At 64.8% G+C, this 13,123-nt stretch carries 12 protein-coding genes; 10 read left to right on the top strand and 2 right to left on the bottom strand.

Translation table 11 applies throughout. The features are described 5' to 3' along the window. Positions 1-34 precede the first annotated feature (34 nt). From AC1ROC_RS10610 to AC1ROC_RS10635, 6 genes are all read left to right on the top strand, one after another. The gene (locus AC1ROC_RS10610) at positions 35-820 is read left to right on the top strand and encodes an alpha/beta fold hydrolase (RefSeq protein ID WP_143465795.1); all 786 of its coding nucleotides are present in this window, start codon (positions 35-37) and stop codon (positions 818-820) included. A 105-nt stretch (positions 821-925) separates the two neighbouring features. Continuing rightward, positions 926-1,393, top strand: a complete 468-nt coding sequence (locus AC1ROC_RS10615; protein WP_168688771.1) for a hypothetical protein — start codon at positions 926-928, stop codon at positions 1,391-1,393. After that, positions 1,390-2,034: a gluconate 2-dehydrogenase subunit 3 family protein gene (locus tag AC1ROC_RS10620; protein WP_168688772.1), complete on the top strand. Its 645-nt coding sequence runs from the start codon at positions 1,390-1,392 to the stop codon at positions 2,032-2,034. The genes AC1ROC_RS10615 and AC1ROC_RS10620 overlap by 4 nt, the downstream gene beginning before the upstream one ends. Then, on the top strand, positions 2,024-3,676 hold the full coding sequence (locus AC1ROC_RS10625) for a GMC family oxidoreductase (RefSeq protein ID WP_085369561.1): 1,653 nt from the start codon (positions 2,024-2,026) through the stop codon (positions 3,674-3,676). The genes AC1ROC_RS10620 and AC1ROC_RS10625 overlap by 11 nt, the downstream gene beginning before the upstream one ends. After that, positions 3,673-5,508 (top strand): thiamine pyrophosphate-requiring protein, encoded by a 1,836-nt coding sequence (locus tag AC1ROC_RS10630; protein WP_168688773.1) that lies wholly within the window; start codon positions 3,673-3,675, stop codon positions 5,506-5,508. The genes AC1ROC_RS10625 and AC1ROC_RS10630 overlap by 4 nt, the downstream gene beginning before the upstream one ends. Beyond that, the gene (locus AC1ROC_RS10635) at positions 5,509-6,702 is read left to right on the top strand and encodes an enolase C-terminal domain-like protein (protein ID WP_168688774.1); all 1,194 of its coding nucleotides are present in this window, start codon (positions 5,509-5,511) and stop codon (positions 6,700-6,702) included. It abuts the gene before it with no gap. Here AC1ROC_RS10635 and AC1ROC_RS10640 read toward each other — a convergent pair. Continuing rightward, positions 6,662-7,144: a MarR family winged helix-turn-helix transcriptional regulator gene (locus AC1ROC_RS10640; RefSeq protein ID WP_085369558.1), complete on the bottom strand. Its 483-nt coding sequence runs from the start codon at positions 7,142-7,144 to the stop codon at positions 6,662-6,664. The two genes, AC1ROC_RS10635 and AC1ROC_RS10640, sit on opposite strands and share 41 nt — an antisense overlap. A gap of 147 nt (positions 7,145-7,291) precedes the next feature. Here AC1ROC_RS10640 and AC1ROC_RS10645 point away from each other — a divergent pair, with 147 nt between their 5' ends. Genes AC1ROC_RS10645 through AC1ROC_RS10655 form a run of 3 tightly spaced genes read left to right on the top strand, consistent with a single transcriptional unit; the run spans position 7,292 to position 9,194 of the window. Beyond that, entirely contained in the window at positions 7,292-7,936 is a 645-nt protein-coding gene (locus AC1ROC_RS10645; RefSeq protein ID WP_085369557.1) for a carbonic anhydrase, read from the top strand. After that, positions 7,933-8,634 (top strand): flavin reductase family protein, encoded by a 702-nt coding sequence (locus AC1ROC_RS10650; RefSeq protein WP_085369556.1) that lies wholly within the window; start codon positions 7,933-7,935, stop codon positions 8,632-8,634. The genes AC1ROC_RS10645 and AC1ROC_RS10650 overlap by 4 nt, the downstream gene beginning before the upstream one ends. Continuing rightward, on the top strand, positions 8,631-9,194 hold the full coding sequence (locus tag AC1ROC_RS10655; protein WP_247597300.1) for a DUF488 domain-containing protein: 564 nt from the start codon (positions 8,631-8,633) through the stop codon (positions 9,192-9,194). The genes AC1ROC_RS10650 and AC1ROC_RS10655 overlap by 4 nt, the downstream gene beginning before the upstream one ends. Here AC1ROC_RS10655 and AC1ROC_RS10660 read toward each other — a convergent pair. Continuing rightward, complete coding sequence (locus AC1ROC_RS10660; RefSeq protein ID WP_256921978.1) at positions 9,136-10,986, bottom strand: glycoside hydrolase family 15 protein; 1,851 nt, start codon at positions 10,984-10,986, stop codon at positions 9,136-9,138. The genes AC1ROC_RS10655 and AC1ROC_RS10660 overlap by 59 nt on opposite strands. Positions 10,987-11,202: 216 nt before the next feature. Between AC1ROC_RS10660 and AC1ROC_RS10665 the strand changes: the two genes are divergently transcribed. Beyond that, on the top strand, positions 11,203-12,270 hold the full coding sequence (locus tag AC1ROC_RS10665; RefSeq protein WP_085369554.1) for a sodium:calcium antiporter: 1,068 nt from the start codon (positions 11,203-11,205) through the stop codon (positions 12,268-12,270). The last annotated feature ends 853 nt before the right edge of the window (positions 12,271-13,123 follow it).

Genomic DNA, 13,123 nt, shown 5'->3' on the forward strand with positions numbered 1-13,123 from the left:
CCAATTCCGGTTCCTCAACGATCGCACGGTCGGCATGTCCGGCCTCGGCGATCCGATGGCGAACCGGTTGGTCCTGCTGTGCCATCCGACCGCGGGTGCGGCCGGATTCGATCCTGACCCGGTTCTGACCTCCACCTGGGGTGTGCATCTGGTGTCCTTCGACCGTCCGGGGTACGGCTCATCCGATCCCTATCCGGACGGCACAACTCCGTCCGCGGCGGCATGGGCAGATGACGTGGCCCACTATTTCACCCGGGCCGAAGCCACCGCGTCGTCCGTCGCGCACACCGATTTCGGGCGCATCGGCGTCATCGGATGGCGAGAGGGCGGCCTGTTCGCTGCGACCCTCGCCGCCCGTCACCCAGACCTCGTCGACCGTTTGGCGCTGGTCGGCTGCCCGGCTTGGCCGACGCTGGCGGACGCCCGCGAATCTGACGCGGAATCATGGTTCGATCCGAACCGACTGATCCCGCGGTTCTCCGAACGGGACACGAGTTCGTACGAGCGGCGTGTGAACCGGATGCTCGCCGACGCTCGGCTGCAGGGCAGCGTCGGCGTCGACACCGACGTGGCCTGCTTTGAGGCCGACCCGCCATCGCTCGAACGGGTCTCTGCCGACACTCTGATCGCGATCGGCAAACGAGACGACTACGCCACCCCCGTAGACGGGCGCTGGTTCAGCAAGCAACTTCCGCTGTCGCAGACTTTCGTGTCCGAGCGCGGCGGCCGCGACCTCATCGCCAGCGCCTGGCAACGCATCCTCGAACACGTCGCACCCGGCCACGGACACGTCGACGCGATCATCGCTCGCACCCACTGACCGTGCGTTCTGCGATGGCGTACATCCCCCTTCACCCCATCAGCCAACCGGAGTACCAGTGACAACGAGGTCCACTTCCGACGCCCGTCCGACGAAAGGCCACCGATGACACTTCGTGCCAGCAGAAAATCCGCACGCACAGCGGTGCGCGGCATCGATCGCATGGTGAAGAACGTGGAAACCGGACGCTTCGAACGATCCCTGTCCACGCTGACAGCCGTCGGTGCGCTCGTCACCGCGGGCGAGATCTTCTTCGAGCACGACAAGGCCAGTTTCGGCAACAAATGGATGTGGGTGCCGGTGGTCCTCGGACCGGTCGGCGCGGCAGCCGGCATCGCTGGCCTGCTCAGTCATCGAATGGCGAAAACCGTCTTGCCCGTAGCGTCGGCGACGATCATCGCGAATGGGCTCCAGGGCACCTACCTGCACGCCCGCGGCGTCGCCCAGAAACCTGGCGGGTGGCAAAACCTGCGCTACAACCTCGAAATGGGCCCCCCGCTCCTGGCGCCTCTGTTGGTGACGATGGTCGGCGGGATGGGACTGCTCGCCGCGATCCTGAGGCGCGAGAAATGACAACCCTGCCGCTCTCGCCAAGCAACGGCGGCGACCGTTTCCCCGGCTTCGATGTCCTCAGCCAACGTGAGCACTGGGATGCGGCCACCGAGGCCGTCGTCGAGTCACGGCTCGGGCTGCTGCCGCAGATGCGATTCTTCGACGTCGTCGAGGAAGCGTGCGCCACCGCACTCTTCGACCAGCTCCTCGATCAGCGCGATGAACCCCGGGTGCCCGTCACCCGGATGGTGGACTCCCGGCTGGCGGAGAAGGAGACCGACGGGTGGCACTACGACTCGATGCCGGCCGACCCGGACGCCTGGCGGCGTTCGTTGGCCGCCCTCGACGACGACGCGAACGCCACGTATGGTGCCGTGTTTGCTGACTGCACCTGGAACGACCAGCATGCACTACTAGCCGACATTCAGCGCCTCGGATCCGCCGACTGGCATGGCATGCCAGCGTCGGCCGTGTGGGGGTTGTGGACCCGGTACGCGTGCACCGCGTTCTATTCACACCCGTCGGCGTGGAACGAGATCGGCTTCGCCGGCCCCGCCTACCCGCGCGGCTACAAGAACCTCGGCATCGACCGGCGTGAACCGTTCGAAGTCGCCGACGCGAACCCCGACGACGACCCCACCAGGACATCCGATGCCCGATAAGGTGCGGGAACGCAACGAGTCCGCATGGCTGCTCACGCCGAACGGCGCCGCGCCAGAACACCGCCTCCGCGACGACATGCGCCGCTTCGACGACAACGACGACGTGGACCTGGTCATCGTCGGGTGTGGTGCAGGCGGATCGACGCTCCTGCAACGGGCTGCGCGATCCGGCTGGACGGTCGTCGCCTTGGACGCCGGCCCGTTCTGGAACCCCGAAACCGACTGGGTGAGCGACGAAGCCGGCTCCCATCAGCTTTATTGGACAGAACCACGCCAGATCGGCGGCGGCGACCCCGTCCCGCTCGGATCCAACAACTCCGGCCGCGGAGTCGGCGGGTCGATGGTGCACTACGCCGGATACACCCCCCGGTTCCACCCCAGTGACTTCCACACCCGGACGGCGGATGGTGTCGGCGCTGACTGGCCGATCGCTTACGACGACCTCCGTCCCTATTACTCCGCCATCGAGGGCGAACTGCCGGTGGCGGGGGAGGACTGGCCGTGGGGCGACCCGCACTCGTACCCGCACCGCCCGCATCCCGTCTCCGGGAACGGGGAGGTGTTCCAACGCGGTGCCCTGGCGTGCGGGATCACGGCGAAGGTAGGACCGGTCGCGATCGCGAACGGCCGGTTCGGCAACCGGCCGCACTGCATCTACCGCGGCTTCTGCCTGCAGGGCTGCAAGGTCAACGCGAAGGCGTCACCGCTGATCACCCACATCCCGGACGCGCTCGCGCACGGCGCAGAAGTACGCGCGGACAGCATGGTGACCTCCATCGGCATCGACCAGCGCACCGGGCTAGCAAACGGCGTGCACTACGTGAAAGACGGCCGGCCACGGTTCCAGCACGCACGAATGGTCGCGATCGCCGGATACTCCATCGAGACACCCCGCCTGCTGCTGAACTCGACCTCCGCCCGCTTCCCGAATGGGCTCTGCAACGACTTCGACCAGGTCGGCCGCTTCCTGATGGTGCAGGGCGCACCGCAAACCGCCGGACGATTCGACGCAGAGATCCGAATGTGGAAAGGACCGCCACCGGAAGTCAGCACCGAACAGTTCTACGAAACCGACCCGACCAAACCGTACAAGCGCGGCTTCTCCATCCAGACCGTCTCCCCGCTACCGATCACCTGGGCGGAACACGTCATGGCAGAAGGCCGCTGGGGAGCGGACCTGCGCAACTACATGTCCGACTACGTGCACTGGGCCTGCTTCGGAGCGCTCTGCGAGTTCCTGCCCCAACCCGATAACCGGGTCACCCTCAGCGCGGAGAAGGACCGGTACGGGCTGCCGATCGCCCACTTCTCCTACACCCAATGCGACAACGACCGAGCGCTGGCCCATGCGGCGCAAAAGGTGATGGAGCGAATCCTCACCGCAGCCGGCGCCCGCGAGACCATCACCATCCAACGCTACGCACACCTCGTCGGCGGGGCCAGAATGGCCGCGCGTGAGGAAGACGGCGTGGTGGACGCTGACTGCCGCAGCTTCGCCGTTCCCAACCTGCTCATCACCGACGGCAGTGTCCTACCGACCCAGGGCAGCGCCAATCCGGCCCTGACCATCATGGCGATCGCCGCCCGCGCAGCCGACCGACTGCTGAAACACCCGAACAGAATCGAAAGAGGAATCACATGACAACGGTCAGCGAGTTTGTGATCGAGCGTATCAAAGCGTGGGGAGTCACTCGGGTGTTCGGGTTCCCCGGCGACGGCATCGGCGAGTTCGACGGTGCACTCGGGAAGGCCGAACGGGACGGTGTCGGCGTCGAATACATCCGACCCACCCACGAAGAGGTCTGCGCACTGATGGCGACAGCGCACGCCAAATTCACCGGCGAAACCGGCGTGTGCACCGCGACCTCGAGCCCGGGAGCGTTCCACCTGATCAACGGCCTCTACGACGCGAGGATGGACAACCAGCCCGTCGTCGCGATCGTCGGCCAGCAGGGCTTGAACTCCCTCGGAACCTTCAATCAGCAGGAGAACAACCTCGAACGGGTGTTCGCCGATGTCGCCTGCTACGTGCAGACCATCGTCTCGCCCGAACAGGCGCAGGCCGTGATCGACACCGCGTTCCGCACCGCCCGGGTGCGTCTGCAAGCCGCGGTCGTCATCTTGCCTCACGACGTTCAAGGGATGAAGATGACGCCTCCCTCGCCTGAGATGTGGGTGTCACGGTCGAGCGCTGTCGCCCCGTCCACCTCTGTCGTCCCGCCGCGCAGCGAACTCGTGAAGGCGGCCGCGATCATCAACGCCGGGCGTAAAGTCACCTTCCTTGTCGGGCACGGCGCCAATGGGGCGACCGACGAGGTCCTCGAAGCGGCACGGCTCTCCGGCGCCGGAATCATCACGGCTCTACGCGGCAAGCAGGTGATCCCGGCCGAGATTCCCTATCACTCACAGCAGCTCGGACTGCTCGGGTCGCTGCCCAGCCTGCACCAGATCAAGGACTGCGACACGCTGGTGATGCTCGGCACCGACTACCCGTACGGTCAATTCCTGCCCGCTACCGGGCAGGCGCGGGCCATTCAGGTCGATCTCAAGCCTGAACAGCTGGGTTTGCGCTATCCCACCGAGCTGAACCTCTGGGGTGACGTGAAGGCCACGCTGGCAGAGCTCATCCCGCTCCTTGACGAAACGACCGACCTCGACTGGCAACAGAAGGTCGCCGACGAGATGGTCGAGTGGGAGTCGGAGATGGAAGCGCAGGCGCTGTTGCACTATGACGACGGTGTGAACCCGCGACGTGTGTATCACGAGCTCAACAAACGCCTGCCGCCGCAGGCCATCGTCACCGCCGACGCCGGGACAACAGCCGACTGGTACGGACACCACATCCGGCTGCGTCGCGGGATGCTCGGCGACCTCTCCGGTCGGCTCGCGACGATGCTCGCCGCGATGCCGTACGCGGTCGCTGCAAAGTTCGCATACTCGGACAGGACTGTCATCTGCACCATCGGTGACGGTGCGTTCCAGATGCTCGGCATGAACGAGCTCATCACGGTGAAGAAGTACATTGACCGGTGGGACAACCCGCAACTAATCGTCCTTGTCCTGCACAACAACGACCTCACCCAGGTGTCCTGGGAAATGCGGACTGAAGACGCGAACCCCGTGTGGAACACCGCCCAGGTGGTCGAGAGCGTCGACTACGCCGGCTGGGCGGAACTGCTCGGATTCCGCAGCATCACGGTCACCGATGACGACCAGGTCGTTGCAGCCTGGGACGACGCGTTCGCCCACCGGGGTGTGACGCTCATCGACGCACACACCAGCAAGAACGTGCCACCTCTGCCCCCGCACATCACTGCCGAATACGCGAAGAATACCGCGACAGCGTTGCTGAAAGGCGACCCGAGCGATATGGCGGTGATCCGCGACTCCGCAGCGGCACTGTTCGCCGAAGGGGTCGAGCGTGTCAAAGACCGACTGCACCTCGGTGACACAACTGACGAGAAGAGCGAATAGATGCGCTCGGCCGACTGGATCGACCAGCTCACGGTCAGCGCGTACACCGTGCCGACGACGACGGCTGGCGTCCCCCAACAGGAATCGGACGGCACCGCCGTGTGGGACTCGACCGGCGTGCTCGTCGTCGAGGCGGCGTCGGACGGGTTGGTCGGCCTGGGGTACGCATACACGTCCTCGGCGGCGGTCCGCGTCGTTCGAGATCAGCTCGCACCGATCGTGCTCGGTTCGAACAGGATGGACATCGAATCGACGTTCTGGTCGATGGCTGAAACCATGCGCAACCTCGGCTGGGAAGGAGTGTGCGCAAGCGCGATCTCCGCCGTCGACATCGCGATCCATGACCTCCGAGCCAAGCGACTCGACACCGCTCTGGTCCGCCTCCTCGGTCGTGCCAGATCGAAGGTCATGGCGTACGGAAGCGGCGGATTCACCAGTTACTCTGCCGCTCAGCTTCACGGGCAGTTCAGCGCCTGGGCAGATGACGGCTTTCGCGCCGTGAAGATGAAGGTCGGATCGTCCCCGGCCGACGATGTGCAACGCGTGGCCGCGGCGCGGGCAGCGATCGGAACGCGAGTCGCCCTGTTCGTCGACGCGAACGGCGCATACGATCGCAAACAAGCGCTCGGGTTCTCGGAACGATTCCACGAGCAGGACGTCACCTGGTTCGAAGAACCCGTGTCCAGCGACGATCTGGCGGGACTCCGTTTTCTCCGCGACCGAGGTCCCGCGGGAATGCAGATCGCTGCGGGGGAGTACGGGTACACCCCGGCCTACTTCCTTCGCATGCTCAACGCCGGCGCCGTCGACACGATCCAGGCCGACGCAACCCGGTGCGGCGGAATCACGGGATTCACCCGAGCAGCTGCCATCGCGCAAGCCGCTGGTGTCCCGATCAGCGCGCACACGGCGCCGTCCATTCACGCAACCCTCGGCGCTGCCCTCTCCAATGTCGTGCATGTCGAGTATTTTCACGATCACGCGCACATCGAATCGCTCTTCTTCGACGGGCGTCCGGCGTTGACCGATGGAGACCTCGTACCCGACGCGAGTTCGCCGGGCCACGGTCTCACCCTGCGCAGGTCAGACAGCGAGCCTTATCTCGTCGACCAGCTGGTCATGACCCTCGACGAAGAGGGCCGGCGCTCGTCGCCTACGATTGCAGCGAAAAGGCGAAACGGCCGTCGTGGATAGGCTCGCCGCCCGCCGCACTGGCGAAGACTTCGAACGCGGCGGCCACTCGCTTCTGTTCCTCATCTGGAAGGCTCTCCAGCACCTGGGTCATGGCAGTGCGGCGCTGATCCAGAACGTGGTTCACCAGATCAGAGCCGGCGTCGGTCAATTCGAGCCGGATGTAGCGGCGATCGCTCGGGTGGTCTGAGCGAGTGATGTATCCGGCTTGCACCAATTTCTCGCACGCTCGCGTCGCATTCGAAGGATGGACACCCAACTCGGATGCGACGGCGCCGAGGTTCTGCGGGCCCGTTGCGGCGATCATCATCAGCACGCGAAGCTGCGGCGTCGTGACCCGGTCCTCGACCTCGAAGACGGATCGCGCGGCAACGCGCATCATGACATTCGCTGCCGACAGCGCTGCGTCTACGGCGCGTATAGCCGCCGGTCTCGAACTCGTCATGCTTTAAGTATTGCTCCAATCGTTGCGGACACGCAAACCTTGCGCGTTCTGGCGCTACTGTGGAAGAGGCTCGGGTGCACGGGACCCAGGGGAGATCCGCCACCGCTCAGGCCGAATTGTTTCCAATCGTCCCGCCGAGGAGAGACTGTGACCCAATCTGCAACCGTCCTTCGAGAACTGCTTGTCGGCAACGCCCGATTCGTGGCCGGTACGCCACTGCATCCGCATCAGGACGTCGACCGGCGTGCGCACCTGTCGGCATCGCAGGCGCCGATTGTCGCGATCTTCGGGTGTTCGGATTCACGTCTCGCCGCAGAGATCATCTTCGACCTCGGGCTCGGCGACGCGTTCGTGATCCGCAACGCAGGACAGGTCGTCTCCGAATCGGTTCTCGGTTCGCTGGAATACGCGGTCGCAGTCCTGCACGTCCCTCTCGTCGTCGTCCTCGGTCACGACTCCTGCGGAGCGGTCGCTGCGGCTATCGACGCCCAGTCCGCTCACCCGCCGCTTCTGCCTGACCACATCAGGACGCTGATTGCTCCGATCGGCAGCGCTGTGCGCAGGGTCGCCGCGTCGACCGTCGACATCGATCCCGCCGAGGTCGGACGAGAGCACCTCCGCGACACCGTCACCGAGATCATCGAACGTTCCACCGTGATCCAGGCTGCTGTGGGCGCAGGCGAGCTCGCCGTGGTCGGCGCCAATTACAAGCTCGCCGAAGGCGCAGTTGCGCCCGATCGGGTCGTCGGACTGCTGGACGTCGACGCGCCACGGAACCACGGAGCGGCATGAAGGCCGTCCGGCCTCTGGCCGAGGAGCGCTTGTCTCCGGCGAACGGCGTGACGCATGTGGCCGTGCGACCGAAGGTGCTGTACACGGGTACGCCCGTATTCCTCGTCGCGACCGAGAACGATGAGGGCACGTTCAATCTCGCGCCCGCATCCTCCTATTGGGCACTCGGTCAGATGATGGTCCTCGGGATCGAGAGCGACGGTCAGACGATCGAGAACCTGACGCGCCGCGCAGACCTTACCGTCAATTTCGCATCACCGGAACTCTGGTCTGCCGTGGAGGTGCTGGCTGAGGTCACAGGGCGCAACGTCGTCCCCGATGCGAAAGCGGACCGCTACCGGTATGTGCGCGACAAGTTCGCTCTCGCCGGCCTGCATCCAGAAGCCTCGGACCTCGTCGTGCCACCGCGCGTTGCCGAATGCGCTCTCCAGCTCGAAGCGCGGGCCCGGCGGCTGACCACCGGTATCGAACCCGGCTACGTCATCGTCGAGGCGGAGGTCGTGCGCGTTCACGCCGACCCGCGCCTTCTCGTCGACGGCACCGATCGGATCGACCCGCAGCAGTGGAATCCGATCATCTTCAGCTTTCGGCAGTACTTTCAGCTCGGAGCGTCGCTCGGGGCGCGCGGGTCGGGCGAGGTGGACACGGTCGAGTCGGACGGCCCGGAAGCCGCGACGACGCCTGGGGGAGCGCAGTGAGCGGCACCCGGATCTTCACGATCGGCCACTCCACGCACCCGCTTCTGGATTTCGTGGGGATGGTGAGAGCGCACGGCGTGGAGACGATCGTTGATGTGCGGAGCATCCCGAAATCGCGACACAACCCACAGTACGGAATCAGCGTGCTGCCCCAGGAGCTCGCCGCGACCGACCTCGGATACCATCTCATTGAGAAACTCGGTGGTCTCCGCCATGGCAATCGCACGGACCTGAACGGCGGGTGGCGCAACGCATCGTTCCGGGCGTACGCCGACTACATGCAATCGCCTGCCTTCTCGGCAGGCCTGGACGAACTCATCTCCATCGCCGCCGACACAGTCGTCGCGATAATGTGCGCCGAGGCGGTTCCTTGGCGGTGTCACCGCTCACTGATCGCGGATGCGCTGCTCATCCGCCGCTTCGACATCATCGACATCTTCTCCAGAACCAATGCGAAACCGCACGGGCTCACCTCCTTCGCTCGCGTCGACGGGGAACGGATCACATACCCCGGCGATGACGCGGATCAGCCTGACCAACGCGCCCATCATCGCGGTTGATGGGAATGCGATCCTCTGTGGTGCTCGCACCGCCGGCCAACAGATGGAACGCGCTCCGCACGAGAGCGGTGTGACTGTACGCCTGCGGCGTGTTGCCCAGTTGACGGTGCGAGTGCGGGTCCCACTCCTCGCTCAATAGCCCGACGTCGTTGCGAAGCTCGAGGAGACGACCGAAGAGTTTGGCCGCCTCGGCAGAACGACCGGCGCCGTTCAAAGCGTCGACAAGCCAGAATGAGCACGCGATGAAGACGCCCTCCGTGCCGGGCAGCCCATCGTCGCTTTGTTCGGGGCGGTATCGCAGGACGAGTCCGTCCTCGGTCAGGTCTTTCCGAATAGCGTCGATCGTTCCGACCACCCGAGGGTCGTCGCCCGGCAGGAACCCGACCCGCGGGATGAGTAACAGGGATGCATCGAGTTCATTGCTTCCGTATGCCTGCACGAACGTGTTGCGTGATCGGTCGAAACCGTGCTCGAGAATGTCACGCCGAATCTCGGCTCGCATCTGCTCCCACTGTCGAACAGGGCCAGGCAGATCGAATCGGCGGGCGCCGTGGATCATCCTGTCGGCGGCCACCCAGCTCATGACCTTCGAGTATGTGAAGTGCTGCCGCGGACCGCGCATCTCCCACAGACCGTTGTCCGGGTCGCGCCAGGTACCCGCCACGTGTTCGAGGAGCGCGCATTGAAGGTCCCATGCGTCCTTTTCGTCGGCGCCGATCGACGTTCGAGCAAGCGCGAGGCCGCCCAGTACCTCTCCCCAGACATCGAGTTGGAACTGATCGGCGGCCGCATTTCCGATGCGTACTGGCGCCGAATCGGCGAAACCGGTCAGCCAGTCCAGTCTCTCCTCCGGGAATCGGCGGCGACCATCCAGCCCGTACATGATCTGCAACTCCGCAGGGTCCCCGGCAACTGCCCGGAGAAGCCAATCTCGCCAGGAGCGGGCTTCGTCCGTGTATCCGGCGGTGAGCAGCGCCTGAAGAGTGAATGTGGCGTCGCGCAACCAGCAGAATCGGTAGTCCCAGTTGCGTGGCCCACCGAGTTGTTCTGGCAATGACGTGGTCGCCGCGGCGACGATACCGCCGGTGGGTGCATACGTGAGCGCTTTCAGGGTGATGAGGGACCGTTGGATAGCGTCTCTGTTCGGTCCGGAGGCGGTGCTCTGCGCGCTCCACGTTCTCCAATACCCCTCGGTCGCTGCGAGCGCAGCGTCAGGGTCGGCGGGTTGAGGTCGAGGCAGGTGGCTAGGAGTCCACGTAAGCGAGAAGCGTACTCGGTCGCCGGCGCTCACGGTGAATTCTGCTGCCGTGCGCATATCGCGACCGGTGAGCGGAATGTCGGAGGTGATCTGGACGGAGTCAGGTCCTGCGACGGCGAGGATTCCCCGGTCGGTGCGCGTCACCCAAGGAACCACATGGCCGTAGTCGAAGCGCAGTACGAGTTCCAGCTGCATCGGCACGGAGCCGGAGAGGCCTTCGACGATCCGCACCAATTCAGCGCTCTCGCCTCGGAGGGGCATGAAATCGGTTACTCTCACATGACCATCGCTGGTCTCCCATTCTGTGTCGAGAATGAGCGTATCGCCGCGGTAGCTACGGCGCGTGCAGCGAGATGAGCCAGCGGGTGTCACGATCCAGCGTCCAGCAGATTCCTCATCCAGCAGGGCTGCGAAACACGCCGGAGAGTCGAAACGCGGCAGGCAGAGCCAATCGATCGAGCCGTCAGCGGCCACCAGCGCGGCGGTGTGGAGGTCGCCGATAATCGCGTGGTCCTCGATACGTGATCCATTCACCGGTCGGCACTGCCATGCGTGACGCGTGCGACGCCACGGAGGATGCCGCCGGGGACTACCGCGGAGTTCTCGTACATATCCATTGCGACACCTTTCGTCAGAACTGCGATCCATGCAACCACATACTTGCGCAAATGCAATAGTTGCCCTTACGCGGGTATGCTCGACGAGTGAGACGCGCGCATAGGTTCGCGCGCCAGAGAGGACGGTGCAGGCATGGGAGCTCTTCCGCTGTGGCTCCTTGTCCTGATCTTCGTCGGTGGAGCAGCAGTGATCTGGGTCGCCGGGATTCAGCTGTCCAAGACCACCGACGTACTGGACACCCGGCTGCATCTCGGAGACGCGCTCGGTGGCTTGATCGTGCTGGCGGTCGCTACGAACCTTCCGGAAATCGCGATCACGGTCAGCGCCGCGCTCTCCGGCTCGATCGATGTCGCGGTGGGGAACATCCTCGGCGGCATCGCGATCCAGACGGTGGTGATCGTCGTCCTCGACACCTTCGGCAAGCGCGGTAAAGACGTGAAACCGATCACCTATCGCGCGGCTTCGCTCGGCCTCGTTCTGGAAGCGGTCGTAGTGATCGCCGTCCTCGCTGTTGTCATCGCGGGTAGTCAGCTTCCGCCCGGCCTGCTCTTTGCTCGCGTCACACCTGACGTGTTGTTGATCGCGGCGATCTGGGTCATCGGACTGTTCCTCGTGCACCGGGCAGGGAAGGGCCTGCCATGGCACCAAAACGGCGCCGCGCCGGACACGACCACGCCGCATCCGAGCGGACACCGCACTCGAACGAGGAAGAACTCGACACAGATGAGCACGGCACGCGCGGCCGTGATCTTCGGCGTGTCGGCCGTCGCAACCCTTATCGCCGGAGTCGCGCTCGAACAGGCCGGCGATGCAGCCGCGAGCAGAATCGGTCTCTCTGGTGTGCTGTTCGGGGCGACTTGGCTCGCGCTGGCCACGAGCCTTCCCGAGATCTCCACGGGTTTGCAAGCCGTAAAACAGGGCGACGACAACCTCGCCATCAGCGACATCTTCGGCGGGAACGCGTTCCTGCCCGTCCTCTTTCTCGTCGCCTCGCTCATCAGTGGCAAAGCGGTTCTTCCGCAAGCCCACTCGAGCGACATCTACCTGACAGCGCTCGCGGCGCTCCTGACCGTCGTCTATGCGATCGGACTGGTGTTCCGGCCCCGCAGACATGTCGCCGGGATGGGTCTCGATTCCCTCATCGTCCTATTGCTTTACATCATCGGAATCGGTGGCCTCGTTGCCATCACGATCAGCTGATGTCCGATCGAGTACCGTTCATCGCTGCTCTCGATGCCGAGGCTGTGGTCGACGGCCGCTGCCGGAGACCCTGGCCCCGCATCCCCTCGATCCACTTCGCGCGTTGTTCCGCGATTGCGAAGATGGTCCAGGGGCGCAATCCACGACCTGCGCCGCGCCGCATCCACGGAAGGCGGCGGCGCCTCCGCCCTCGACGTCGAATCCCACGCGCCGCGCCAAACAAGAGACGTCGATCCGGTGGCCGACGTCGGCTCCCGCGCTCACGTCGACGCTGGCTGCTGCGCGGCGCAGGTCGTGGACGGTCGCAGGTCGAGCTCGGTGCTGCGAGCGTGCCCCGATTGCGCCGGTCTCCCCGTCGTAACTACGGGCCTAGACGGTTCGTGCTGCGGTGTCGACGCTATACAGGCCGGCGACTAGGCGATGAAGGCAACGTCGCCCTAATCCCGGCTCCCTTCGTGGCTTCTCGCGAGGTGTAGACGTCGGCCGACCGCTTAGAACCATCTCACCGGACAACCGTCGTTCCTGGTTTGACCGTTGCGGAAGGGCGGGAGGCATGGACGAAAGCGGCGTCAGATTCGCGTGCGGAAATGGCTCCAGTTCTCGAACGGGTCGGCGAGAGCGGAACTGATGTCGCGGGCGCTGGCGCGAGGTCCTTGAGCCCGTGCCGGAACTAGTTCCTTCCACCATAGCGTCGGCGTCTGAGGCACGACTGCTGGATGAATGTGATTCATCGGCAGGGGAGTGAGACTCGTGAGCCCCATGCGCGTGTTGCACCACCATTTGAGTGCGTTCGCCGTTGGCAGCTCACGGATCAGCGTTCGTGACAACATTTTGACAACACTCGGGTGAAACA

The sequence above is a fragment of the Leifsonia sp. GW821-FHT13C05 genome, from assembly GCF_058806515.1.

Excerpts from the sequence above, each read along its gene's own strand:
- AC1ROC_RS10665 (WP_085369554.1), top strand. The coding sequence starts at position 11,203 with ATGGGAGCTCTTCCGCTGTGGCTCCTTGTCCTGATCTTCGTCGGTGGA.
- AC1ROC_RS10615 (WP_168688771.1), top strand. The coding sequence starts at position 926 with ATGACACTTCGTGCCAGCAGAAAATCCGCACGCACAGCGGTGCGCGGC.
- AC1ROC_RS10640 (WP_085369558.1), bottom strand. The coding sequence starts at position 7,144 with ATGACGAGTTCGAGACCGGCGGCTATACGCGCCGTAGACGCAGCGCTG.
- AC1ROC_RS10630 (WP_168688773.1), top strand. The coding sequence starts at position 3,673 with ATGACAACGGTCAGCGAGTTTGTGATCGAGCGTATCAAAGCGTGGGGA.
- AC1ROC_RS10650 (WP_085369556.1), top strand. The coding sequence starts at position 7,933 with ATGAAGGCCGTCCGGCCTCTGGCCGAGGAGCGCTTGTCTCCGGCGAAC.
- AC1ROC_RS10625 (WP_085369561.1), top strand. The coding sequence starts at position 2,024 with ATGCCCGATAAGGTGCGGGAACGCAACGAGTCCGCATGGCTGCTCACG.
- AC1ROC_RS10610 (WP_143465795.1), top strand. The coding sequence starts at position 35 with ATGTCCGGCCTCGGCGATCCGATGGCGAACCGGTTGGTCCTGCTGTGC.
- AC1ROC_RS10620 (WP_168688772.1), top strand. The coding sequence starts at position 1,390 with ATGACAACCCTGCCGCTCTCGCCAAGCAACGGCGGCGACCGTTTCCCC.
- AC1ROC_RS10635 (WP_168688774.1), top strand. The coding sequence starts at position 5,509 with ATGCGCTCGGCCGACTGGATCGACCAGCTCACGGTCAGCGCGTACACC.